The sequence below is a fragment of the Brucella pseudogrignonensis genome (assembly GCF_002252525.1).
Lineage (GTDB): Bacteria > Pseudomonadota > Alphaproteobacteria > Rhizobiales > Rhizobiaceae > Brucella > Brucella pseudogrignonensis.
In genome coordinates this window covers 136,211-159,382 of sequence record NZ_NNRM01000053.1, presented here as the reverse complement: position 1 = coordinate 159,382, position 23,172 = coordinate 136,211, and the positions used below count along the sequence as shown (strand labels likewise).

Genomic DNA, 23,172 nt, shown 5'->3' with positions numbered 1-23,172 from the left:
CTATGATACAAGCGCCGCAGCCTCATCCAGTATTGTCCCAGATACTAGCAATTCTAACTGTCAGAATCCTGTCGTCCCGAAAACCTTGAGTAGAATCGTCGAACACAACATGCGTATCCTTCTTGTAGAAGACACAATCGATATTGCGTTTGCTATTGCTTCAAAGCTTGAAAAGGAAGGCCACTCTGTCACGACTGTCTATGATGGCGTGCAGGGGGAAGATCTGGCTGTAAATGGCTCCTTTGATCTGGTCGTACTCGACATCAACCTTCCGGGACGTGACGGTTTTGCCGTCCTGCGCAGTATGCGCGAACAATCCTTGTCGTGTCCGGTATTGGTAATCACCGCTCGCAATCAGATTGCCGACAAGATCGACCTTCTCGAGCTTGGCGCTGATGACTATCTAGTCAAACCCTTCGATCTCAGGGAGCTTGTTGCCCGTATCAGAGCTGTCGCAAGACGGCATATGGGCGTGGCGCAGCCGGTTTTGCGGATCGGCGAACTATCGATCAACCTGACACAAAGATCAGTGATGCAGGGTGACGAGCCACTGGATTTCGGGCGGCGCGAATTCGACGTTCTGGAAATGCTTGCCACCCGTTTCAATGTCACGGTCCCAAAAGATATGCTGGTTCTGAAACTGTTTGGCCACGAAGATACCGGCACACCCAATGCTATCGAACTGCTGGTTTCACGCGTGCGGAAGAAGCTCGAGAACAGCACAGTTGAAATTGTCACACAACGCGGCGTGGGCTATCTGCTCAGGCTCAAAGCGCCGCAACTCTGATGGTCAAAGGAGCAGCAAACAGGGAATATTCAATCCAGCGCCGCATTCTGGTGGGCAGTGGATTGACGCTGCTTGCTGTCACCGTTCTGCTCTTCTTTCTAGGCCGCTGGTATGCGCATCGTGCGGCCGATGAAGCATTTGATCGTGTTCTTGGTGCAGCTGCCCTATCCATCGCAGACACGATAACTCTGCAGGATGGTGCGCTCAGCGTCGATCTTCCACACTCCGCCTTTTCCATTCTGGGCACCTCACGGCTCAATCGCATTTTCTATCGTGTCGTCGCACCTGATGGCAGCCTCCTGACTGGTTCGCCCATTCTCGGGCTAGAAATTCCGCATGGCAATAATAGCCGCGTTCGCCTCAGCGACAGTATTTATCGCGGGGAAAAAGTACGAATTGCTGCAGTCGCACGCTATCACAGCGACGCAAAAGGCGGCGGCTGGGTCGACGTTCTGGTTGGGGAAACGCGCGAAGCACGGAGACAGCTGACCTTGCAACTAAGCCTCAACACTCTCTTGCCTGCGCTTGGAGTGGCTTTGCTTGCACTGGTCCTTATCTGGCTCGCAATTCGATTTGCATTCAGACCGCTGCGGACGGTTGAATCTGATCTGCGCCAGCGTTCCACATCCGATCTCAATCCGCTGGCCGGTCCTATTCCTAAGGAAGTCAGCGCGCTTGTCGCAGCACTCAATGACTTCATGGGACGTCTGAACAATGTGCTTGCAGGATTGAAGCTGGTCACAGCTGATGCAGCGCATCAGATGCGCACTCCACTTACCGCCTTACGTGCCCTGACTGAACTGTCGCTCGAAGAAACTGATCCTGACCGGCAAAAGGAAATCCTTGCCCGTGTCCATGCCAATTCCATAAGCGCAAGCCTTCTCGCAAATCAGCTTCTGTCTGAAGCGACGACATTGCACAGTATTCAGTCGCGAAAGCTCGAAACGCTCGATCTGCGGCAGGTTACACAGGAAGCGGTACGGAGACTGCGCGCTGAAGGCAGTTATTCTGATCTGCAACAAACCATCAGCTTTGATGTGCCTGATGAGCCGCTCTATGTGAGTGGCGAAACCATCAGCCTCAGAGAAATGATCCGCAATATCGTCGAAAACGCACTCGTTCATGCACCTGGCCCTTTGACTATCAGCCTTAGCCAGAATGGGACTACGATCACGCTTGGCGTTCATGACAGAGGCGCTGGGCTTGCGACCGACATGAAAGACCGTGTCTTCGAGCGTTTTGTCCGAGTGGATCAGTCAAAGCCCGGTTCCGGCCTTGGTTTGTCGATAGCAAAAATGGTTGTGGAAGCACTAGGCGGCCAGATCGAACTGCGTGACCGCGAAGGTGGTGGAACAAGCGTGCTGGTGACATTGCCCGCAACGACACCGGAGCAGCGCACATGAAACGTATCATCCTGCAATTCTGTGCCGTCCTAATATTGATTGTTCCTTCATGGCATAACACGCATGCGCAAAATGACCCGGCATCAAAGCCCGAGTTTCAGATTGTCGGTGACATCGCACCCGAAACCATAGCCCCCGTACAAGCTGGTCTGGCCCGTCAGTTGCCTGGCGTCAATATTGCTTATCGACAGATCAGACCGGGCGAATGGACCTCGCGGCTTCTAGCTGGTGCCGCAGAAGCGAGTGCCGCCGATCTTGTTATCCTCTCGACACCCGATCTTGCGGTACTCATCGCAAATGAAGGCGGCGCGCAGCCAAGAAATGGAATTGTCCGCAATGCCGGATTAGCACCACAAGCTCACTGGCGCAGCGAATTGTTCAGCATCGGTTTCGATCCAGCGGTGAGTGTTGTCAAACGCCGCGCACTCGACAATGAACTGCCAACGACACGCATCGAACTCGCACGACTGCTGGAGCAAAACGCTGCGCGTTTTCAACGGCGTGTCGGGGTCGTCAATATTGGCATTGATAATGTCAGTTACACATTGGCTGCTCAGGATTCGATCCGATCGCCACTATTCTGGCGTATCGTCCGCGCTTTCGGCGCGTCACAAGCGCGAATTTTCGATACAAGTGAGGAGCTATTACAGGCGTTGTCGGCTGGCAACATCGATCTCGCCTATAATGTGCCGTTGTCAGACGTAAGCAAATGGCAATATGACGCCCGGGATTTTGCAGTCATCGTACCACAGGATTACGTTGTCGCCCTGCCCTGGACCGCGCTCATCCCGGATCGAAGCAAACACGCAAACATCGCCGAGCAGGCGATCACATTTCTACTGTCTTCTAACGGTCAGGCGATCCTTCAAGAAACTGGTCTTGTATCAGAAACGAGTCCGTCGGACGTTGCATCACTGCAACCTGTCGAGCTTGGACCGGAGCTTCTTGTTTATCTAGACGGGCTAAAGCGCAGTCGTTTTCTCGACACCTGGTTCCAGCTTATCGTGCATGAATGATATTTCATATCACGATATGCGATCACCTAATTTGGTGAATGTGCTGGGCGATTTCTCGCCCAGCATCACAGTTTTCGGAGTATGTTTAAAGGTATCGCGCAGCTGGCTTTGAATTGCCAAACAACGTGGATAGTTCACCGCGCGCAGCTTCAAAACCTGTCCATTTCTCAACATCATGCAGCCCTGGAATGGTAACGCGCTCACCGTTTTTGAGACCGGCAAGTGCAGCATCGACCATATCATCCGTTGACATCACAATGCTTTGCGGCAGCTCTTCCACTGGTTTACCAGCAATGCTCCAGAAGTCGGTGGCCGTCGCGCCCGGTAGAACTGCTTGAACACGAATACCCTTGTCTGCCAGCTCATGGTTGACGGAATGGCTGAAGCTCAAAACATACGATTTCGAGCTGCCATAGACGCCATTCAATAGCTCTGGTGCTATCGCAACAACTGACGCGATGTTGATGATTGTCCCACGCCCCCGCGCGATAAACCCAGGTACGGCGGCATAAGTCAGCCGTGTCAGTGCGGTGATATTGAGCGTAATCATCTTCTCCATATCGTCCACATCGCTATCGAGCAGCGGCTTCACGCCACCCGCGCCAGCATTGTTGATCAAAAGACTGATGTTCTTGTCAGATTTAAGTACATCTTCCACGGCGCGGACATCATGAACGTTCGTCAGATCCGCTGGAAGCACTTCAACTGATCGCCCTGTCGCAGCGATGAGTTTCTTCGAAAGAGCTTCGAGTTTATCCGCACTTCGCGCCACGAGGATGAGGTCGTAGCCTTGTTTGGCAAGACGATCGGCATAGACAGCACCGATGCCAGTTGAGGCACCAGTTATGAGGGCTTTACCTAATGAATTCGCAGACATTCTAGTTCTCCAGATGGTCGGAACGACCCGATATCTGAAAAATAAGCTAGATGTCTCACGTCTCAAATGACGTATATATTACGTAATTAGGACATTTCCTATTACACAAAAGTGCGACTAGATCGCCCCTTGCCGCGCATTACGACGGATGACCTGAGGTGGTTGGCCGAAACCGCGAAGAAAAGCTTCACGCATCCGCCGCCGGTCAAGGAAACCGGTTTGTCCGGCGATCTCATCAATGCTGTGTCGGCTTTGCTCCATCATAAGACGCGCGGCTTCAAGGCGAAGATTTTCAACTGCCTTCGCAGGAGAATGTCCGGTTTCCGCCTTGAAGGCGCGGCTGAACTGCCGCGGACTAAGCCTTGCAACCTCAGCCAGATCTTCAACCGTTAAAGCCCGCGAGAGATTTGCGCGTGCATATGTAAGGGCTGTTTGGATACGATCCGACTTTGCGCCCATATCAAGCAGAGCAGAATGCTGCGACTGACCGCCAGCACGCCTGTGGTACATCACAAGAGCCTGCGCAACGCGGCGGGCAACATCCGGGCCATGATCTTCCTCCACCATAGCAAGTGCCAGATCAATACCCGCAGTCATACCCGCTGATGTCCAGACTTTGTCGTCTTTCACAAAGATGCGGTCTTCATCCAGAATGACGGTTGGGAAACGTTCTTTCAGGCTGCGCGCACAAGCCCAATGGGTCGTCACCCTTCGGCCATCTAGAAGTCCTGCCTGTGCCAGAACAAAAGCGCCAGTACAGATGGAAGCGACACGACGCGACGATTCAAAACTGCTGCGCACAAAGCGGATCAGCCCTTCGGAAGCGTCCTCAAAAGCCGTCGTACCACCAGCGATGATCACCGTATCAAATTTATTGTCTTCCAAAGGAGCGGTCATGATCGAAAGACCACCAGACGAACTGACAAGCCCGCCATGCTCTGAGAAGACAGCCGCGTGATACTTCTCCTCACCCAAAATCGAGTTGGCTGCCTCGAAAACCGGCTGCGCTGCCAGAGCCATTGATGAAAACCCGTCGAAGACCACAAAAGCTATTGTTTGCATCTCACTATGCCTCAATGACGTAAAATGTCTCTTTTATGTAATATAGGCTGATTATCGGACACATTAAACTATCCCGATAAAAGTGGGAACAGGTGTCGCTTTAAACATGCGCAGACAGACAGTTAGAGTCGCCAAATGTTAGTCGCAGCCGCTTATCGAGCCGCGATTGGAAAGCAATATGGGGTTTCATAGAGCGGGTGTGGCACGACCAGCGCCTCAATCCCAAACACGTCCTTCACCAGTTTCGGTGTCAAAAGCTGCGCTGGTGAACCCGAAGCATAAACGCGGCCCTCGCTGATCGCGATCAGATGATGCGCATATAGAGCGGCGTGATTAAGATCGTGCACAACCATGACGATGGTACGTCCACGCTCCTGATTAAGCTTTTTTAAAAGCTCAAGAACTTCAAGCTGGTGAGCAATATCAAGATAGGTCGTCGGCTCATCCAGCAACAGTAGTGGCGTTTCCTGAACCAACGCCATGGCAATCCATGCTCGCTGCCGCTGACCGCCTGAAAGCTGATCAAGCTGGCGCTCCGCAAAATCGATCAATCCCGTTGCTGCCAGTGCCTGCTCAACCAGCTTGTCATCGTCTTTCGTGAGAGGCGACAGAAAACCTTTATGCGGATGGCGCCCAAACCGACACAGTTGCCGCACAGTCAAGCCATCAGGCGAAACAGGATTTTGTGGCAGAAAAGCGAGTTGTTGTGCTACAGATTTGCTCGTCATCGACGCAATAGGTTTTCCACCTAGATGAATGGTACCTTCTGTCGGCTGAATAAGGCGCGCGAGTGCACGTAATAAGGTGGATTTTCCGCAACCATTAGCACCGACAACAGCCGTGATCTGGCCGTTAGGAATAGTTACATCAACATCCTTCAGAACTTCGGCTTGCGCATAGCCAACCGTGATGTTGCGGGCATATAGCCGAGAAGGATGGATATCAGCCATTTCGACCTGCTTCCTTGAAAAGGAGAAAAACGAGATACGGCCCGCCGACAACTGCAGCAATGATGCCTGCTGGTATCTCATTGGGTAGTGCAATCACGCGCCCGATCAAATCCGCGAGACATAGCGCCAAAGCTCCCAGCAAAGCGCTTGCCGGAACCAAATAGCGACTGCGAGAACCAACCATCAAGCGGCCAATATGCGGCGCCAACAGACCGAGAAATCCCATACTGCCTACAGCCGCAACCGCACCGGCGGAAAGCAATACGGATGTGAGAACGAGCCCGCCTCGTAAAATGGTAGGCGGCAAACCGATGCTGTTCAACGTGTCGTCGCCAAAGCCGCTGGCGTCAAGCTTGCTCGCAGCAAGGACCACCAATGGCAGGCAGGCAAGAAGCCAGACCGCGAGGATGACGACATCATTCAGCGTTCGCCCATAAACACTACCTGCAAGCCAGATCATGGACTGATCAGCGCGTGTCGGAAACAAGACCATCATATATTGCATTAATGCGTGCGCCATCATGCCTGCCGCAACACCTGTCAGAACCAGTGCAGTAATGCTTCCACCGAACTGTCGTGCAATCAGAAACAGTGTCGCGGCACCCAGCAAGGCACCTAAAACTACACCAAGCGGAATGGCCCAAACACTCCAGGCAGCTGGCGCCAACATCGCAGCACAAAATGCGCCAAGACCGGCCCATTTCGTAATGCCAACGACATCGGGCGAAGCGAGCGGATTACGCAATGCACCCTGCAGGAAAGCCCCTGCCAATCCGAATGCACCTCCGGCCATTATACTGACTCCGAGGCGCGGCAGGCGGTATTGCATGACGATGAAAGCGTTTTTGCCGCCGCTGATTGCGGTTATGATGTCGGACAGGCTCAAACGCACCGCGCCAACCATGATACTAAGAATGGAAATCGCGACAAGCAGCGCAAAAATAAAGCTGCATGTTACAAATGCGCTTCGGTTAGCCTGATGTTCGGCAGACGTCTTCATTTAAGCCGCCTGCCATAAAGAATGAACAGAAAAGCAGGGGCCCCAATCAGTGCCGTCACAATACCAACCGGCACTTCGGCTGGAAAAGCGAGAACACGCCCTAGCAAATCAGAAGCATTCAACAACAACGGTCCAGCAATGGCTGAAAGGGCAATGACACTCGTCTGATCCGCGCCGACCAAACGCCGCATAGCATGAGGTACAAGCAATCCGACGAAACCGATTGGTCCACTGACGGCCACTGCGGAACCGGCCAGAATGACAATAAGCAGCGCAGCAAGACCACCTACACGCTGAGCATTTTGCCCAAGTGAAGCGCCGGTATTCTGATCGAGCGCCAGAATGGCAAAATGCCGTGAACCAAGAAGCGCAATGCATCCGCCCAAGAGCGAGAATGGCAGAATAATCCAAGCCTTTGCCCATTGGGCCGCGTTGAGCGAACCGGCAAGCCAATAGACGATGTCCTGCGCGGAGTTGTTGGCAATCAAAATCGCCTGAACCAGAGCAGAGAGGACGAGCTGGATCGAAATACCGGCAAGAGCCAGTTTTATATCGCTCATGCGTCCGGAGATCGCCAGCATCCACATCGCAAAACCGACGATTGCCGCGCCAAAAAAAGCAAGCCAGACAGTTCCAACACCACGAAATGACGGAAAAGCGATAAGGCAGATCACGATTGCAAGTGATGCGCCGGCATTAATGCCGAATGTTTGTGGTGAGGCCAGCGGATTACGGGTCAGCGTCTGGATCAGCACACCCGCAACCGCGAGGTTAGCGCCGACCAGCGTTGCGAGCACGGCACGCGGCAAACGTATATCCCACACAAGCGCGCTTTGTGCTGAGCCATCTGGTTGAAACAGGAGTTGTAACGCACGACCGATAGAAAGATCAGATACGCCAAAGGCAATGCTTGCCAGAAGCACCACACAAAAGACAGCCAGCAGGATCGCGCCCAAAAGAACAGGGTTGATCAAACCTGATGTCTGCTTATGCCCGGCCTCCATTGTCACAGTTACTTACTTTCCGCCATAGACTTTTGAAAGCACTTCCTGAGCGAGCAATTCTGCGATTTTCAGCCCGCGGAAACGCACGAACTGCGTGCGGTCTATTTCAAACGCCATATGGTTTTGAACGGCAGGAATATTGGTCCATGCAGTGTTATCTTTCCACTGATCGACAATCGTGCCGCCGGAATCGACACCAATGAGTAGAATCTCTGGGCTTACGGCAATCAGGCGCTCAAGATTTGCACCACTCTCTACAGGCTTATCCGACTGTATGGCAGGCGTTAGTCCCATCGCTTTAAAGACGGAACCTGTGAACGAAGAAGATGTGTGCAGACTTAGCGAATCCGGTGTCGCCACTGCAAGCAGGATACGTCGCTGTTCAGTGGTCGGAATCCGAGCGATAATTTTCGACATAACTTCTGAATGTCGCGCAATCGCTTCATCACCTTTGGCGCGCTCACCGAGCGCTTCGGCAATTGTAATAACCGAAGACTTGATGGTGTCGTAGTCCCCTTCCCAACTATTGAGTACAATGGTCGGCGCAATGGAACTCAATTGCTGATAAACGGCAGAATGTCTAGTCACATCGGCGATGATCAAATCGGGCGAGAGCGTGCTGATCAGCTCAAGATTGGGCTCCAGACGTGTACCGACAGACGCATAATCAATCTTCTTGCCAAGCAGTTGCTCGACGCGTGCTGACTGATTGTCGTCCGATATACCAACCGGAACAACGCCCAATACATCAAGGGTCTGTAAAAACGAAAATTCAAGCGCAACGACACGCGTTGGCTTGCCCGTAATCTCAGTTGTTCCAAGTTCATGCTTTATTGAGCGAATGTCGTCACCTGCCAATGCCGGTACAGACGCCACACAGGCCTCCGCTACGATCATGCTCATGAACGCTAAATTGAATTCGCGACGGTTGATGCCTGCCATGTACTCATCCGAAGTTTTGAGCCATTACCCGGCGCGCCCGAGAAAAGCTCTCACAGTAGGTAGCTACGCCAGGGAAATCCCAGCGTAGCAATGTATGCTCTTAAAACGTAACCGATGCATTCACAAAGAACGTCCGTGGCTGGCCAACAAATTTGCCGCCATTGTTATCGGTCGCCCTCGTGAAATACTCTTTGTCAAACAGGTTTTTAACACCGAAGGCAAATTTCGGGGCGTATTTCATGTCTTCAGGCTGATAAGCAACCCGAAGATTAACGAGCCCATAACCGGGAATATCACCCAGACGGCCGGTCACGTCCTCTTCTGTCACATAGGTCGCGCCATCGGTAGCATTACCCGGCGAACGTTGCTTGGACTGTGCTGTAACATCGGCATTGAACAACCAATCAGCATAACGATAGCTCGCACCGATCATTCCTGTGTGGCGCGAGTAGAACGGCAAATCCTTACCCTTGAACGCTCCAGCGCTGTAGGTCGCCTGCGTATAGGTATAATTGCCATAGATGGACAAGCCTTCCAGCGCTTGTGATACCCCACCAAGATCGTACCGAGCGGCCGCTTCAATGCCCTTATGTTCAGTTGCGCCGAGATTGGTCCAGATGCCTTCACCGACAATCGTGCGCCCCAGATAAAGCTCCTTGTCGAAATCGATATAGAAAGCCGTGAACTCAGCACTCAGGCTGTCGCCCTCATAGTGCGTGCCAACTTCATAGGTCTTCGCTTTCTCAGGCTGAAGACCTTCGGTCGTCGAAGCGAGGTGGCTATATTGTTGCGGGCCAAACGATACACCCGCATTGGCAAAAACACTCCAGACATCATTGACCTGATAAGCAACAGAAATGGTCGGCAGGGCTTCTTTTGCATCAAGTTCCGGTGATTTCTGCCCAGTCACTGCACCATTACTGAAATCGGTTACTGTGTTGTTGGTGTTGATTATTTCATAACGAACACCCGGTGTAATCGTCCAGTTTCCATACTGAATCTTGTCATCGATATAGACGGCATGAGCAGTCGTTCCGCCATCGCTCGTCTGATAGGTGTTCATCGGAAGCGCATAAGGATTAACGCCCGAGGCACGGTTATAGAATGCCGTTCTCGCTGCGACCTCCGAACTTTCTTCCGAAAGATACCGATAGCCTACAGTGACTTCATGGGTGGTTTCTCCCAGCTCAATCACACGCGAATACCGCGGCTCGATGCCATAATAGGAGTAATCACGCGGTGCCGATGTCAGACGATAGCGTCCTGCATTCGCCCCGGTGCCCTGCTGTTCGACATGGCTGCCTCGGAATGAGCTGACGTAATAGCCAAGAATTTCCAGATTGTTGACACCGTCATTGTGCTGATAACGCAGCGAAATATCGTTACGTCGCCCAGTGAATTCGTCGTAGCGGCGCGTGGACTGGAACGGATCTTCTGCAAATTCAGCGGTTGTAAGCCCACCCGGCATTTTACCTTTGCCAGTATAGTGATGGTACTGAACGCTTAATGTATCCGTATCCGAGAGTTCGTATTTGCCCTTCAGGATAAGGTCATCAATATCAGTCCGATCGTTGCTGTCGCGATAACCAGTGCCATGAATGCCTGAATACAGAAGCGCTGCGCCAAAACCGTCAGCATTCGTGCCACCGATAAGCGCACTAGGCGTTGCTTTGGTGCCGCCATTCATTTCAGCACCCGCCGAGAAACGTGCTGTGAAATCTTCAGGAATTGGGTGGGTAGCAAAATTGATGATGCCGCCCACATTTTGCGGACCATACCGCACCGACCCTGCGCCACGAACCACGTCGATGGTTTCCACATTGCCTAAAGTCAGCGGAAACAGAGACAACTGCGGCTGCCCGTAGGGTGCGTAAGACAGAGGAATACCGTCCATCAGTACCGTCGAACGTGGCGACAGGCGGGATGTCAGACCGCGAACACCGAGGTTCAAAGAAACATCGCTGCCGCCGGTGCCATTGCTTTCCTGCACTTGTACGCCTGGAATTTGATTAAGCGCGTCGCGAATATCCTGCGCGCCGCGTTCCTCGAACTCCTTGCGATCCACGATTGTTCGTGCGCCAGGATGCTTGAGCATCTTTTCCTTATTGGGCGCATCAAGCCAGTTGCCCACAACGGTAATCGCGTCCAGGACAATTCCACGATCAGCATCAATTTTCTGGCTGCTCTCAGCATCCTGAGCGAAAGCATGAAAAGGCAGGATGGCAACGGAAGCCAGCAGAGCGGACGTGGCGATAATGCGATGGCGAACCATGGAAGTTCCTCAGGGCGGAAAAAAGTTGCACTGAGCCGCTGCGAAAATGTCATTTCGCATTTTGGCATTGTGCTCGGAAAGGAAGACAGAAAGCGGTGCAGGTCAGATGAAGGCGACCCTGCCGTCATGACCTATTGTCAGAACAATATCTCAGGAATGGATTTCATCTGCTGCGCCTCAAAAACAGAAATTGGGTCACCGCCGATTGCGGCAATGTTGTGACTACTACATTACTGAAGTGAGAATTTCAATAAACATTACCATAACCCTCATCTTTTTTCGATGAGGATCGAATTTCTATTTTTGAAGAAAGAGATACGGAGAGCATACCATTATAATTATATGATACTAAAAGGTTTTTTAGTTATCAGACACAACGAGTCCGATCAACTACGCTAGGCGGCTCCTGAAATCAGCGAGCTTCTTTTTTGTATCGAGGGCGCGTTGCTGATTTTTTGTTGCGATGCTGTAAGCCAGAGTCTCAGAAACGACAATGGCACCGACCGTCCAGCTGGCAAGTCCTGTCGCAGAGCCGACGCAGCACAAAACTGCCGCCACTTTATCCTGATAAGCATCCCTAAGCTGCGCGCCGCATACGAGTATAACGTGGCAGCCAATGGCCGCAAACTGATCCAGAATGAGTTTAAATTCTTTGGTCTCGCGCGCTGCATGAAAAAGCACAATGACATCGCCCGAACGCAGATCAATGAGCTCGTTGGCGAGCGAAAAACCGGCTTCACCGCTAAACCTTGTCCGCAGCCCGACGCGGCTCAACGCGATGGAACAGTGTTTCGCTTCAACTTCGGAGCGGCCAATGCCGATGCACCAAATGGTGTCAGCCTGTTCGAGCACTTGCATAGCTTGCGCAAGGGCATCCGCTTCGAGCTTTTCTTCAGTGGAGGTTACAATTTCGCGGGCTGTTTCAAAAACCCGCTTTTTGACGACCGAGAGGTCATCGCCAGTTGCGCGAAACCGTTGGGACAGCCTTTCAGTCGTTGGCTGTGCCTTTGCTATGGGACGGCTGCAAAGCCGCTTGAGCTCCGGCAGACCGCTGAAACCCAGCCGACGTGCCGCACGAATTACCGTCGCGTCACTGGTTCCGCTCTTTGCAGCTATGTCCTCAGCATTCTGAAAGATCATTTCTTCAACGGGCATCGACAAAAGATACTCGATGACCGCCAGCTCGGAGCGTGTCAGCTCCGAACGGTGCTTTTCAAAGCGCTGTCTCAATACCGAATCTTGAGAAGATGTGGTTAGCATTTCGGTCTCCAGTGATGCCCGTCGATACATCAAACTTTCACAACCGAAAAGCATTCCTCTTTAAATATCAACCCGAAAGCAGATCAGAGATCACAACACTCAACCAGGTTGTACTGCCCGTGCTCGTGCCGTGCTCTTCTCCCAGGCAACCAAAACAAGGCTCGAACAAACAATCAGCACAGCGCCGAAAGCGACATTTGAAGCCGGGATTTCCGCCCAGATTGCGTAACCATAGAGGAACGCCCAAATGAGGCCAGTAAACTCTGTCGGCGCGAGCGCAGAGGCGGGTGCGTGACGAAAACCTTCATAAAGAAGATATTGTCCAATCGTTGCAACAAGGCCAAGGCCAATCATCAATACCCATGCCGATGCGTCAGGCGTCTTCCACACCCAAGGGAAGGACACAGCGCAGGCAATACCAAAAAGAAGGCTTGTGGCCCACATCTGGGTCAAAGTCGTTTCGGTCCGACTAACGAGGCGGATCAAAATCGTGCTCAGAGCCCAGCAAAAGCCTGCAATCACGCACATAATAGCGGGTATCAGGTTTGGAGTATGGGTTGGGTTGGCCGCAATCAACACACCGACGAAGCCGCCCATACACGCGACCCAGCGCCCTGCCCCGATCTTCTCCTTGAGAATAAAGATCGACAGAAACATCACCATGATCGGCGCTGAGAAGTAAAGTGTTGTGAGCTCGGCAAGGCCAAGATGGCGGGCGGCATTATAGAACAGAAGCCAAGCCAAGAGCATCAGACCAGCGCGCAGCACGAGTGTGCCGCGATACTTGCTCTTGAAAATTGAGGAATGGCGAAGCCGCCACGCAAGCCCACCGGTAATGACTACAATCACGAGGCTTCGCATGAATAGAATTTGCGGAACCGCATAATCTGCAACTAGCCATTTAACAATGGCATCTTGCAAGGCGAAGCAGGCATAACCTGCAGAGGCAAGCGCGATCCCGAAAATCGGTTTCGACTCAGCGTTTCCAGAATCCATGATGACCTCACAGTGAAGCGAAGCCGCTATAGCTCAGGACGAGTGACTTGAGAAGGCTTGTTCTGATGTACGTAGGCCACCGAGCATCTTGCAAAGGCATGAAGCGAGGAGTAAGCAGATTCTATTCAAACATGCAGCGAGATTATCCGGCAAACTTCAGCAATGGATTTGCGCACGAGAACGCGTTGAACCAGTGGTCGGGGCACCCATAAATTATGAATAAGAAAGCGGCACTTGCCGTGGGCGGCAACGCTGTATTGGCCGGCATCCTTCTGATGCTGCTTGGCGATTTCATGTTCGCTTTGAACGATGCCATGGGCAAATGGCTTGTAGCCAGTTTCTCAGTTGGTCAAGTTTTGTTGATCCGCTCGTTTGGTGCCTTCTTTGTGCTCGGCCTGATGTTATCGCGCCAGCCGGCAAGCGCGTTGTTTCAAGTTGAAAAGCCTTCGCTTCAATTGGCGCGCGTAGTTCTGGCAACTGCAGATACAGGCCTTTTCTATGCGGCGGTTACTTTCCTTCCGCTAGCAGACGTGATGACCTTCTACATGGCAGGCCCAATCTACGTCGCAGCTCTCTCGCACTTCCTGCTTGGTGAACGCATCGGCTGGCGGCGCTGGCTTGCTGTCTTCATTGGTTTTATCGGCGTTATCATCGCGCTGCGTCCATCTTCAGCGATGCTGTCATGGCCTTCTGTTTTCGGCCTTTTGGGCAGTATTTCCTTCGCGATGACACTGGTACTAGGACGTGTTCTGCGCTCCACACCAGACGCGACGCTCGTAACCTGGCAGACGTTGGGCTGTCTTGTTGTTGGTGGTGTTCTGAGTATCGGACATTGGACGCCGTTTACCACAGGTGAATTGCTGGCTTTGCTTCTGCTTGGTATCGTTGCCTGCCTTGCACATCTGCTGATTACCCGGGCACTCAAGCTCGCACCGGCATCGGTATTGGCGCCACTACAATACACGCTATTGCTGTGGGCGATCGTGTTCGGTTGGATGTTCTTCAACGATCTACCGGATCGCCAAACCCTCTTTGGGGCTGCCATCATTGTTCTGGCTGGTCTGTTCATCTTCCACCGTGACAAGGTGAAAAAGACAGAACCCCTCGTTCCAAATGATGCCAGCCATGGTTGATCTTTAAGGCCTGTTAATTCGCAGCCGTATCAACCCGAACCACAACAGACATGCCGGGTGCAAGCAAATCAGCATCCGGCTGCCCCTCATCGATGGCGATGCGGACCGATAAACGTTGTGTGATCTTGGTGAAGTTGCCAGTTGCATTATCGGATTTGATAACACTGAACTCAGAACCCGCAGCTGGTGAAAACGCCTCGATATGGCCTTTCAACTCAGCGTGGCGAAGTGCATCAACAGTGAACGTCACCGGCTGACCAACCTTCATGCCGTAAAGCTGGGTTTCCTTGAAATTCGCAACAACCCATTTGGTGTTGGGAACAAGCGAGACAAGCTGAGTGCCTGCCGTCACATATTGCCCCAGCCGCACGCCAACCTCGCCGAGTTTGCCATCACGCGGAGCCAAGATCCTGGTGTTTTGTAAGTCAATCTTTGCCAGTTCTACTGTTGCCTCCGCATTGGCTATATCCGCATTCAAGCTGTCTCGATTGACGATAATGGATTGGAGATCCTGCTTTGCAACAGCAAGAGCTGCCTGCGCCTCTTCAACGGAAGCCTGCGCCTGCAACAACGTACCATGCGCTGTGTCAGCCGAGCTTTGCGTTGTAACACCGCGCGGCAGCAAAGCCTCTACGCGCTTCGCATTGGCCTGCGCCACTTCCAGCGCTGCATTAGCACCTGAAATCTGTGCCTGCCGCGACTGGATCGTTGCTTCCGCAGAACGCTGGCTCTGCTCGGAATTGGCCAGTGCTGCCTTTTTGCTGGCAAGCGAAGCCTCTGCCTGATCCAGCTTCTGTTGATAGCTGCGACTATCGATTTCAAACAGAAGCTGTCCCTGTTTGACCGTTTGATAGTCGGTTACATCGACCTTGGTAACATAGCCCGCAACCTGCGGGCTTATGACCGTGACCTGCCCCCGGACATAAGCATTGTCGGTTGTCTCAATGCTGTGCTTGAAGGGCGGCAATTGCCACGCCCAGAGAACCATCAGAACGCCTGCAAGGCCGATGATAAGGGCTAAGCCGCCGCGAATATATTGCTTTCCAACAGACATTTTCAAACACTCATTGATTAACGAACAGTCGTCACTTCTGGATGACGACGGATTTGCATACTTTCATAAATGCGATAGGCGATCAGACAGCCAAGCGAGACGACAGCGATTACCGAGATTGCCAGAAAGGCATCATTGTAAGCCATCACTGTTGCCTCACGCGTAACCTGTTTCCCGAGCAGAGCAAGCCCTTCAGCCTTGGTTAGCCCCTGATCGGCCAGCACCTTCGAGTAAGTACCCGAAAGTGCCTGAACGCGTTGTGCGACCAACGGGTTGGACATCACGAGCTGTTCGACCAGATGAGCCGAATGATATTTCTCGCGGATCGCAATGAAGGTGCTGAAGACTGCCGAGCCGATCAGCCCGCCAATATTCTGCGTAAACAGGAAGATGACGATGAAGCTCGTCATATAGGTCGGACCCTGTTTGAGCGCCTTCGTGATGCCCGTCAACATGGCAGGTGGCAGGAACAACGCGCCACCAAAGGCAATCAGCGCCTGACTAAGATAAGCATTGTGCGGACGCGTGAGATTGGTCGCGTGACTATCCATATAGGCACCCATCGCGATGAAAATCAGCGCCAGCCCGAAGATGGTCGAGACGCGTTCTAGGCTCATCCACATACCACAAACAAGGCCACCCGCCAGTGATGCGGCGAGAATGATGAGATATAGTCCCTGACTTTGCCCATCCTGCAAACCGAAAGCCTGAAACAACCCCACAGCACCAGTTGTCTGTTCCGCAAGCACAATGCGGAATACAAAGAGGATCAGCGTAAAACGCAGGATTTCCGGCGAAAACAGCCAATGCAAATTCATCAGCGGTTGTTCGCGGTTTAGTTCTATCGCTGCGGCGCAAGCCAACGCCGCGATTGATACCGCAAGGCACACGCCAATCCATGGTGCTTCAAACCACCAATAGTTTTTGCCCTGAACCAGAATGACAGCCAGAAGGCCAAAGCCGATAGCGATCAGCCCATAGGCCACAAAATCGAGCCAATGCAGAACTTTGGCACGCGGAACCTGTGTCATTGGCAGTACATAAACAACGGCAAAAGCCGCCAGCGACAGGCCAATCTCGACCATATAGAGCTGCTGCCACTGTCCAATATCAAACAACATCGGCGAGATTACACGCGCAAATGGACCAGCCGCCGCAGAACAGGTGAGCGCGAGGCTAAGTCCCCAGGTCATCTTCTTTGCTGGCGGAAAAGCTTCCAGCATATAGAGAAAGCCGATGGTCGAAACGGGTGCGGCGGCAGCACCGGCGATGAAGCGGATGGGGATCGCTGACCAGATGTCATAGACCAACAGATGCAGCAGCGAAGATACCAGAAAGATTGCAATCGCGATTTCTGCAAAGCGGCGTAGACCAAACTGCGTGCGGATCTTTACCAGAAGAATGGTGAGGCTCGCATAGGGCGCCATGTAGGCGGCAATCACCCATGAGGTTTCGGTCAAGGTCGCGCCGAGCGAACCTTGAATCTGCTGCGTGTTTGCCGAGATGAAATACATGCTGAGGCCGCGCGTCGACCACATGAGAACAGACGCTGCTATATAGATTGCAGACATGTAAACCGGCATATGCGGAACGGCAGGCGTTGCAACCTGTGTCGGAGCGACAGGCTCTTTTGCTGCTATCGGTTTATCATCGCCTCTCTCGGACATAGCGCATCACCTGTCTTTATCAGCCAGCGTTGCTTCAACGGTCTGGCTGATTTCCTGAAGGACGGTTAGCGCTGTTTCGAGCGACTTCTGATCAATCTTTTGCAGAAGCTCCGCGCGGATGGCTTGTGTGATTTCCTGAAGTTGCTTGACCTGAGCCTGTGCCTCTTCAGTCAGTTCAATGCGCTTGGCACGACGGTCGCCCTCCACAGCCGCGCGATAGATAAGCTGCTGCTTTTCAAGACCATCAAGGAGACGCACAACAGACGGATGCTCAATCTCAAGAGCATCGGCAAGTTCACGCTGGTTCCAGTCTCGCTGCTCGGCAAGCAGCAGCAATACGCGAGCGCGCGCAAGCGTCAGCCCGCGTTCGCGAACACGAGAGTCAAAAAGATTGCGCATTTTTCGAGCGGCGGTTGAAAGGCCCATCGTGAATGCGGCTTCTAATTCTAGTTTGGACTGAGACATTGTATAGCTATCTATAATATGAGTAGCTACATATATAGTGCACAATCGGGCAACAATCAATAATGCTCTAATGTTGTGTCAGCTAACGAAAACATTACCCAGTCAAATGAATATTTTTTCCGAAATGCGGGAATAAAATGGGTGTCGCGATTGTCTTACGTCATATCGCATGTCGCGATTGGAACCCGTGTGAGGCAAACCATGAGAACCGCAACGTTTATGTCTGTTTTGGCTATTGCAGCAGTATCGGCAACTTCAGTGCTCGCAGCGCCCATGGTCAAAACGATGGAAACATCCAAAGGTCAGGCGTTGGCTGGTGCCAAAGATATGACGCTCTACACTTTTGACAAGGATAGCAAAGGCATGTCCAATTGCTATGATACTTGTGCCACGAACTGGCCGCCTTTTATGGCAGCAAAGGGTGACAAGGCTTCTGGCGCCTATACACTGGTAAAGCGCAAGGATGGCAGCGAGCAATGGGCAAAAGACGGAATGCCGCTTTATTACTGGATGAAGGACAAAAAAGCCGGCGACGTGACTGGAGACGGCGTTAATGGAGTCTGGCACGTCGCAAAGCCATGAGGTCGATGTGAGCCGTCCTGCTCCCGACAGTTTCGAGGGCCAGCTTCTGGCCCTCCTGCCGATCATGCGGCGCTATTCGCGCAGTCTTGCAAAGTCCGATGCCGAAGGCGAGGATCTTTTGCAGGATTGCGTGACCAAAGCGCTGTCCCGCCGCGGCCAGTGGCGTGGCCTCAATCTGCGTGGGTGGATACTCACGATGATGACCAATCTTTATCGCAACAGCTATAAAAGCAAAGCACGCACCCGGCACGAAACGCTGGATGCTGCTGAAAACATCAGCTCTCCTTCAACGGAAAGCGATCCTTTTCAGTTGCAACAGCTTGAAGAAGCCATCAACAGTCTGCCGGAAGACAATCGCTCGGTCCTGATGCTGATCGTCGTTGAAGGATATAGTTATGGCGAAGCAGCAACCATGCTTGATATTCCCATAGGGACTGTAATGTCGCGCCTCTCACGCGCGCGGCAACGGCTCGCAGACCACATGAACGGCTCAAATGTCGTAATGCTTCGGAGAAACCCATGACAAAACGCAATTCTCCGATTACAGAAGCGGAACTGCATGGCTTTGTGGACGGTCACCTTTCCAGTGAAGAAAGCGCGCGTATCGCAGCGATCCTCGAAAACGACCCCGAACAGGCAGCAATCGTCGACGAATGGCGCAAGCAGAATGAAGGCATCAGACAGCTCTTCTCCGGCTATGCGCTTGAGAAGAATAGCGATGCGAACCTGATCCGTGCGAGAACCAGACAACATGAACGGCGCTATCGCTGGGCTGTTGCGGCGTCCATTCTCGCCGCACTGGTGATTGGCGGCCTCGGCGGCTTTGCCGGTTCCCGCATTTATGACCAGCCTCAGCAGATAGCCAGTATCGAAGCATTACCTCAGCAGGCACAGGCGGCCTATCTGGTCTATGCAAGCGAAGTACGCCACCCGGTTGAAGTCTTCTCAGAAGAAGAAGCTCATCTGGCGACATGGCTTGGAAAGCGGCTTAATATACCTGACCTTAAAATCCCCGACCTAAGCACGTTTGGCTTTCAGTTGGTTGGTGGTCGTCTGTTGCCAGTCGACAGCAAACCCGGCGCCTTTTTCATGTATGAAGATGCAGCTGGAAAGCGTCTTTCAGTCATAGTTGGTCGGAACCCTGAAAACCGGGACACAAGCTTCCGCTTCGCCTCAAGTGACGGCGTTGAAACCTTCTACTGGATCGATGGCGAGCTTGGCTACGCGGTAAGTGGCGAGATATCCCGAGACCAGCTACGGCAGATAGCTGAAGAATGCTATCGACAGTTTCCGAGCTGATGAAATCAGCGTACATAAAAAAGCAACCAAGATTTCGATAAATTCTGCGCACTTCTATAATACATACAAGTAACTATAATAGACGTTCTCTAAAGACAGACCTGTAAAAAAGGCTGTATGCGTTTGCACTAAAAGATTGCACGCAAAAAAACTATGGGGAACCCGTGCTTAAATTCCAGAACATTGTTCTTGAGCTGATTGCAAGAGGCAAGCCTCTGGAGCAGACACTTGTGCAACTCTGTCTTGAGATGGAGGAGCTGATCGCTGACGCAAGCGTGATGGTCTGCTCTGTCGATAGTGCAGGCATGATGCACCTGCTTGCAGCACCGGGCATCCCTGAAAGCTATGGCAAAATACTGGACGGAACAGTGGTCGGCCCGGAAGTCGGCTCCTGCGGAAGCGCGATCTATCACAACGCCGCTGTAAGCGTTGCCGATATAGAAAATGATCCGAAGTGGGCAACCTACAAGAAATGCGTGCTGCCCTTTGGTTTGCTGGCCTGTAGTTCTGTACCTATACGGAACGAGACTGGTGAGGTCGTCGGCGCGTTGGCTGTCTATTTCAGCAAAAAGCACACCCCGTCGGCACAAGAGCAGCAAGTGATCAATACGGGTGCAACGCTCTGCAATCTTGCGATGGCGCGTGAAATGCGCATTCTCAACTATGAGCGCAGAGCGACAGTTGACGAACAAACAGGACTTCCCAATCGTGCCGCATTTGATGACGCGCTTTCACAATTGCGCTGCGAACTGGCTGGCAGCTGGGCCTTGTTCGTCATCGATATCGACAATCTCAAAGTTACCAACGATACATTCGGCCATGAGGTCGGAGATTTTCTGATCCACACTATCGCAACCAGCATTTCGGTAGCAATGGCACCGGACATAACTTTCCGGACGGGCGGCGATGAATTTACCGTCATCATCCAAAGCCACAGCGCACTTTACGATCTCGACCACACGGCGGAGTTGATCTTTAAATCACTTTCCTCGCATGTCGAATTTGACGGTCAGACAATCCTGCCACGTGTGACTATTGGCGGCGCTGTTCTAGCCGCACAAGATACACAGCCGCAGATCGTGCGCCGCAATGCAGACTTTGCGCTTTACCACGCCAAGGAAAATGCGCGCGGCAGCTTTATACGCTATCAACCGAACGTTGATACGCGCATTGTCCATCGACGCAATTCGATCCGAGAAGTGCGCGAAGCACTCGATCAAAAGCGTATCACTGCGCATTATCAGCCCGTAATGCGGCTCGACACCAGGGAAGTCATAGGTTTTGAGGCTCTAAGCCGCATGACCACAACGTCGGGCGATATTCTACCAGCGTCGGTATTTCAGGAATCCTTTTCGGATGTGCATATCGCATCCGAAATCACGCAGTATATGCTCACCATCGTTGCTCAGGACATTAGGCGCTGGCTCGATCTCGGTCTGCCTGTGCAACATATTGGCGTGAACGTGACAGCTGCCGACTTTTATGTCGGCGATCTTGCGGCTTTTGTGTCTAAAACTTTCGCCAAATATGACGTACCACTGCGACATCTGATTATCGAAGTGACGGAAAACGCCTATATCGGTCAACGCGATGACGTGGTGGCTTCTGGCATTCGAAACCTCCGAATGCTCGGCGTCCGCATTGCTCTTGATGACTTTGGAACGGGGTTCGCTGCCCTTGCGCATCTCCTCACGGTCCCCGTCGATATTATCAAAATCGACAAGTCGTTCGTATGCAGGTTGGCACCGGGCGACCCAAGTGTCGCAATCGTCAAAGGTATCGTACAAATTGCCGGAGACCTGAAGATCAAACTCGTTGCCGAGGGGGTCGAGACTATGGCCCTTGCTGAAAAGCTGCAGCAGATGGGATGCCAGCTCGGCCAGGGCTATGCCTTCTCCAAGGCCGTCAATTACGAAAAGGCAACTGTCTTATTGCGGGATCTCGGTCAATACGCAGATCAGGCACCGACGGTCAAAGCGAAATCGTTGAATGCAAAAAACTGAAGCCTTTTACCCCGGCCTGTGATCCAGTTTCATCTAGCCTTCGTATGAGGCTTCATGAATACAAACGTTTCCTTTGGCTCACAGACATGGCACAAGAAAGTAGAGCGCAATTTGCTGCTTCTGGCTTCGCCACATCTGAGCGTACGGGATTCAATACGGATGAATGAACGGACTGCTTCTGAAAATCAGCCCTCATTGGAGGAATTGATGCTGGCGGTCAGTTCCCGACGCGACGTGGACGCATTCGAGGCGATTTTTAAGCATTTCGCACCCCGGGTGAAGGCCTATATGGCCAAACTGTCTGCCGATACGCAAACAGCGGAAGAATTAATGCAAGAGACCATGATTACGGTCTGGAACAAGGCGGATCAGTTTGATTTTTCCAAAGGAGCCTTGTCGACCTGGATTTTCACCATCGCACGCAACCAGCGCATTGATGCAGTGCGGCGCGCCCGACGCCCGGAATTTGACCCAACCGATCCGGCCTTCGTACCCGATGAGGAGCAGCCAGCCGATTTGAGGATTGCCGAGCGGCAATCTGCCAGCCAGTTACGCGCCGCAATGGCTGACTTACCGAAGGAACAATGCACCCTGCTTGAACTGGCTTATTTCGAGGAAAGCACGCATAGCGCCATCGCAAAGAAGCTTAACCTTCCGCTTGGCACCGTCAAATCCCGGCTTCGACTTGCATTCAGCAAATTGCGCGCAGCGCTCGATAATTCGGGAGCGCACTGATGGATATCAAGCATCATCTGAGCGATGAACTCCTTTCAAGCTATGCCGCTGGCACACTGGCAGAAGGCTGGAGCATCGCTGTAGCCACTCATCTTGCACTCTGCCCTCAGTGTCGCTCTCGCTTGAACCATTTCGAGTGCATAGGTGGTCAACTTCTTGAAACGGTTGAGCCAACGAAACTTGAAGCTTCCACATGGGATAGTTTTAAAGACAGGCTCCAGAAGGCACCGCAGTCAACAGTGCATTCGGCACCACGCGCCGAGATAAAAATGCCTGCCGTGATACCGGAACCGCTGCGATCCTATGTCGGTGGCGACTTACCGGATTTGAAATGGAAATCGCTCGGTCGAGGCGCTTATCAGGTGCCCATCGAAACGCGCGATAGCGAAACACAGGTTCGCTTGTTGAAAATTCCAGCGGGGAAGCCAGTGCCCGAGCATGGGCACGGCGGTCGCGAACTGACATTGGTGCTAAGCGGTAGTTTCCATGACGAAACCGGGCTTTTCGCTCGTGGCGACATTGAGGAAGCGGATGGTGATCTTGTGCATCAGCCGATTGCCTCACCCGATGGGGATTGCATCTGTCTGGCGGTGACTGACGCTCCGCTCAAATTCCAGAGCTGGCTTATGCGGCTGGTTCAGCCCTTGATTGGCATCTAAAGAAAA

General features: G+C 52.6%; 22 protein-coding genes. 10 read left to right on the top strand and 12 right to left on the bottom strand.

Annotation, left to right across the window (positions count from 1 at the left end):
- The first annotated feature begins 109 nt into the window (after window positions 1-109).
- Genes CEV34_RS26035 through CEV34_RS26025 form a run of 3 tightly spaced genes read left to right on the top strand, consistent with a single transcriptional unit; the run spans window position 110 to window position 3,206 of the window.
- Complete coding sequence (locus CEV34_RS26035; RefSeq protein ID WP_007878456.1) at window positions 110-787, top strand: response regulator transcription factor; 678 nt, start codon at window positions 110-112, stop codon at window positions 785-787.
- The gene (locus CEV34_RS26030) at window positions 787-2,190 is read left to right on the top strand and encodes a HAMP domain-containing histidine kinase (protein ID WP_007878455.1); all 1,404 of its coding nucleotides are present in this window, start codon (window positions 787-789) and stop codon (window positions 2,188-2,190) included. The genes CEV34_RS26035 and CEV34_RS26030 overlap by 1 nt, the downstream gene beginning before the upstream one ends.
- On the top strand, window positions 2,187-3,206 hold the full coding sequence (locus CEV34_RS26025; protein WP_007878454.1) for an ABC transporter substrate-binding protein: 1,020 nt from the start codon (window positions 2,187-2,189) through the stop codon (window positions 3,204-3,206). The genes CEV34_RS26030 and CEV34_RS26025 overlap by 4 nt, the downstream gene beginning before the upstream one ends.
- Before the next feature lie 85 nt (window positions 3,207-3,291).
- On the opposite strand, the gene CEV34_RS26020 is transcribed toward CEV34_RS26025, so the two are convergent.
- The 9 genes from CEV34_RS26020 to CEV34_RS25980 form a co-directional block, all read right to left on the bottom strand.
- Entirely contained in the window at window positions 3,292-4,083 is a 792-nt protein-coding gene (locus tag CEV34_RS26020; RefSeq protein ID WP_007878453.1) for an SDR family NAD(P)-dependent oxidoreductase, read from the bottom strand.
- A 117-nt stretch (window positions 4,084-4,200) separates the two neighbouring features.
- Complete coding sequence (locus tag CEV34_RS26015; RefSeq protein WP_007878451.1) at window positions 4,201-5,145, bottom strand: GlxA family transcriptional regulator; 945 nt, start codon at window positions 5,143-5,145, stop codon at window positions 4,201-4,203.
- A gap of 152 nt (window positions 5,146-5,297) precedes the next feature.
- On the bottom strand, window positions 5,298-6,095 hold the full coding sequence (locus CEV34_RS26010; RefSeq protein ID WP_007878449.1) for an ABC transporter ATP-binding protein: 798 nt from the start codon (window positions 6,093-6,095) through the stop codon (window positions 5,298-5,300).
- A complete protein-coding gene (locus CEV34_RS26005) occupies window positions 6,088-7,095 on the bottom strand; it encodes a FecCD family ABC transporter permease (protein WP_007878447.1) in 1,008 nt (335 codons plus the stop codon). Before CEV34_RS26005 ends, CEV34_RS26010 begins: the two co-directional genes overlap by 8 nt.
- Entirely contained in the window at window positions 7,092-8,069 is a 978-nt protein-coding gene (locus CEV34_RS26000) for a FecCD family ABC transporter permease (protein ID WP_235819187.1), read from the bottom strand. The genes CEV34_RS26005 and CEV34_RS26000 overlap by 4 nt, the downstream gene beginning before the upstream one ends.
- A 42-nt stretch (window positions 8,070-8,111) precedes the next feature.
- The gene (locus tag CEV34_RS25995) at window positions 8,112-9,041 is read right to left on the bottom strand and encodes an ABC transporter substrate-binding protein (RefSeq protein WP_094544760.1); all 930 of its coding nucleotides are present in this window, start codon (window positions 9,039-9,041) and stop codon (window positions 8,112-8,114) included.
- A 100-nt stretch (window positions 9,042-9,141) separates the two neighbouring features.
- A complete protein-coding gene (locus tag CEV34_RS25990) occupies window positions 9,142-11,313 on the bottom strand; it encodes a TonB-dependent receptor family protein (RefSeq protein ID WP_007878442.1) in 2,172 nt (723 codons plus the stop codon).
- 390 nt (window positions 11,314-11,703) lie between these two features.
- The gene (locus CEV34_RS25985) at window positions 11,704-12,573 is read right to left on the bottom strand and encodes a MurR/RpiR family transcriptional regulator (RefSeq protein WP_007878441.1); all 870 of its coding nucleotides are present in this window, start codon (window positions 12,571-12,573) and stop codon (window positions 11,704-11,706) included.
- Window positions 12,574-12,672: 99 nt separating this feature from the next.
- The gene (locus CEV34_RS25980; RefSeq protein WP_007878440.1) at window positions 12,673-13,569 is read right to left on the bottom strand and encodes a DMT family transporter; all 897 of its coding nucleotides are present in this window, start codon (window positions 13,567-13,569) and stop codon (window positions 12,673-12,675) included.
- A gap of 215 nt (window positions 13,570-13,784) precedes the next feature.
- On the opposite strand from CEV34_RS25980, the gene CEV34_RS25975 reads away from it, so the two are divergent.
- The gene (locus CEV34_RS25975) at window positions 13,785-14,702 is read left to right on the top strand and encodes a DMT family transporter (RefSeq protein WP_094544759.1); all 918 of its coding nucleotides are present in this window, start codon (window positions 13,785-13,787) and stop codon (window positions 14,700-14,702) included.
- A 13-nt stretch (window positions 14,703-14,715) separates the two neighbouring features.
- Here the strand turns inward: CEV34_RS25975 and CEV34_RS25970 are convergent, their stop codons facing one another.
- From CEV34_RS25970 to CEV34_RS25960, 3 genes are read right to left on the bottom strand one after another with little or no spacing between them, the layout of a single operon-like run.
- Window positions 14,716-15,756 carry an HlyD family secretion protein gene (locus CEV34_RS25970; protein WP_007878425.1) on the bottom strand — a complete coding sequence of 347 codons (1,041 nt, stop codon included), beginning with the start codon at window positions 15,754-15,756 and terminating at the stop codon, window positions 14,716-14,718.
- Between the two features lie 17 nt (window positions 15,757-15,773).
- Window positions 15,774-17,423, bottom strand: coding sequence for an MFS transporter (locus CEV34_RS25965; RefSeq protein ID WP_007878423.1), 1,650 nt, complete (start codon window positions 17,421-17,423; stop codon window positions 15,774-15,776).
- Between the two features lie 6 nt (window positions 17,424-17,429).
- Window positions 17,430-17,888, bottom strand: a complete 459-nt coding sequence (locus CEV34_RS25960) for a MarR family winged helix-turn-helix transcriptional regulator (RefSeq protein ID WP_039860581.1) — start codon at window positions 17,886-17,888, stop codon at window positions 17,430-17,432.
- Between the two features lie 201 nt (window positions 17,889-18,089).
- Here CEV34_RS25960 and CEV34_RS25955 point away from each other — a divergent pair, with 201 nt between their 5' ends.
- The 6 genes from CEV34_RS25955 to CEV34_RS25930 all read left to right on the top strand — a co-directional run bounded on the left by CEV34_RS25955 (window position 18,090) and on the right by CEV34_RS25930 (window position 23,166).
- Window positions 18,090-18,470 carry a COG4315 family predicted lipoprotein gene (locus CEV34_RS25955; protein WP_039860580.1) on the top strand — a complete coding sequence of 127 codons (381 nt, stop codon included), beginning with the start codon at window positions 18,090-18,092 and terminating at the stop codon, window positions 18,468-18,470.
- On the top strand, window positions 18,442-18,993 hold the full coding sequence (locus tag CEV34_RS25950) for an RNA polymerase sigma factor (RefSeq protein ID WP_007878418.1): 552 nt from the start codon (window positions 18,442-18,444) through the stop codon (window positions 18,991-18,993). The genes CEV34_RS25955 and CEV34_RS25950 overlap by 29 nt, the downstream gene beginning before the upstream one ends.
- Complete coding sequence (locus CEV34_RS25945) at window positions 18,990-19,769, top strand: anti-sigma factor family protein (RefSeq protein ID WP_007878417.1); 780 nt, start codon at window positions 18,990-18,992, stop codon at window positions 19,767-19,769. The genes CEV34_RS25950 and CEV34_RS25945 overlap by 4 nt, the downstream gene beginning before the upstream one ends.
- A 164-nt stretch (window positions 19,770-19,933) precedes the next feature.
- A complete protein-coding gene (locus tag CEV34_RS25940) occupies window positions 19,934-21,772 on the top strand; it encodes a sensor domain-containing phosphodiesterase (protein ID WP_007878416.1) in 1,839 nt (612 codons plus the stop codon).
- 159 nt (window positions 21,773-21,931) lie between these two features.
- Window positions 21,932-22,507, top strand: coding sequence for a sigma-70 family RNA polymerase sigma factor (locus CEV34_RS25935; RefSeq protein WP_171379810.1), 576 nt, complete (start codon window positions 21,932-21,934; stop codon window positions 22,505-22,507).
- Complete coding sequence (locus CEV34_RS25930) at window positions 22,507-23,166, top strand: ChrR family anti-sigma-E factor (RefSeq protein ID WP_007878412.1); 660 nt, start codon at window positions 22,507-22,509, stop codon at window positions 23,164-23,166. The genes CEV34_RS25935 and CEV34_RS25930 overlap by 1 nt, the downstream gene beginning before the upstream one ends.
- Window positions 23,167-23,172 lie beyond the last annotated feature (6 nt).

What these genes read in the sequence shown, in the direction of transcription:
- CEV34_RS26010 (WP_007878449.1), bottom strand. Translation starts at nt 6,095, where the DNA reads ATGGCTGATATCCATCCTTCTCGGCTATATGCCCGCAACATCACGGTT.
- CEV34_RS26035 (WP_007878456.1), top strand. Translation starts at nt 110, where the DNA reads ATGCGTATCCTTCTTGTAGAAGACACAATCGATATTGCGTTTGCTATT.
- CEV34_RS25955 (WP_039860580.1), top strand. Translation starts at nt 18,090, where the DNA reads ATGAGAACCGCAACGTTTATGTCTGTTTTGGCTATTGCAGCAGTATCG.
- CEV34_RS25930 (WP_007878412.1), top strand. Translation starts at nt 22,507, where the DNA reads ATGGATATCAAGCATCATCTGAGCGATGAACTCCTTTCAAGCTATGCC.
- CEV34_RS26020 (WP_007878453.1), bottom strand. Translation starts at nt 4,083, where the DNA reads ATGTCTGCGAATTCATTAGGTAAAGCCCTCATAACTGGTGCCTCAACT.
- CEV34_RS25990 (WP_007878442.1), bottom strand. Translation starts at nt 11,313, where the DNA reads ATGGTTCGCCATCGCATTATCGCCACGTCCGCTCTGCTGGCTTCCGTT.
- CEV34_RS25995 (WP_094544760.1), bottom strand. Translation starts at nt 9,041, where the DNA reads ATGGCAGGCATCAACCGTCGCGAATTCAATTTAGCGTTCATGAGCATG.
- CEV34_RS25970 (WP_007878425.1), bottom strand. Translation starts at nt 15,756, where the DNA reads ATGTCTGTTGGAAAGCAATATATTCGCGGCGGCTTAGCCCTTATCATC.
- CEV34_RS25985 (WP_007878441.1), bottom strand. Translation starts at nt 12,573, where the DNA reads ATGCTAACCACATCTTCTCAAGATTCGGTATTGAGACAGCGCTTTGAA.
- CEV34_RS26015 (WP_007878451.1), bottom strand. Translation starts at nt 5,145, where the DNA reads ATGCAAACAATAGCTTTTGTGGTCTTCGACGGGTTTTCATCAATGGCT.
- CEV34_RS25945 (WP_007878417.1), top strand. Translation starts at nt 18,990, where the DNA reads ATGACAAAACGCAATTCTCCGATTACAGAAGCGGAACTGCATGGCTTT.
- CEV34_RS26025 (WP_007878454.1), top strand. Translation starts at nt 2,187, where the DNA reads ATGAAACGTATCATCCTGCAATTCTGTGCCGTCCTAATATTGATTGTT.
- CEV34_RS25950 (WP_007878418.1), top strand. Translation starts at nt 18,442, where the DNA reads ATGGAGTCTGGCACGTCGCAAAGCCATGAGGTCGATGTGAGCCGTCCT.
- CEV34_RS26030 (WP_007878455.1), top strand. Translation starts at nt 787, where the DNA reads ATGGTCAAAGGAGCAGCAAACAGGGAATATTCAATCCAGCGCCGCATT.
- CEV34_RS25980 (WP_007878440.1), bottom strand. Translation starts at nt 13,569, where the DNA reads ATGGATTCTGGAAACGCTGAGTCGAAACCGATTTTCGGGATCGCGCTT.
- CEV34_RS26005 (WP_007878447.1), bottom strand. Translation starts at nt 7,095, where the DNA reads ATGAAGACGTCTGCCGAACATCAGGCTAACCGAAGCGCATTTGTAACA.
- CEV34_RS25975 (WP_094544759.1), top strand. Translation starts at nt 13,785, where the DNA reads ATGAATAAGAAAGCGGCACTTGCCGTGGGCGGCAACGCTGTATTGGCC.
- CEV34_RS25960 (WP_039860581.1), bottom strand. Translation starts at nt 17,888, where the DNA reads ATGTCTCAGTCCAAACTAGAATTAGAAGCCGCATTCACGATGGGCCTT.
- CEV34_RS25935 (WP_171379810.1), top strand. Translation starts at nt 21,932, where the DNA reads ATGAATGAACGGACTGCTTCTGAAAATCAGCCCTCATTGGAGGAATTG.
- CEV34_RS25965 (WP_007878423.1), bottom strand. Translation starts at nt 17,423, where the DNA reads ATGTCCGAGAGAGGCGATGATAAACCGATAGCAGCAAAAGAGCCTGTC.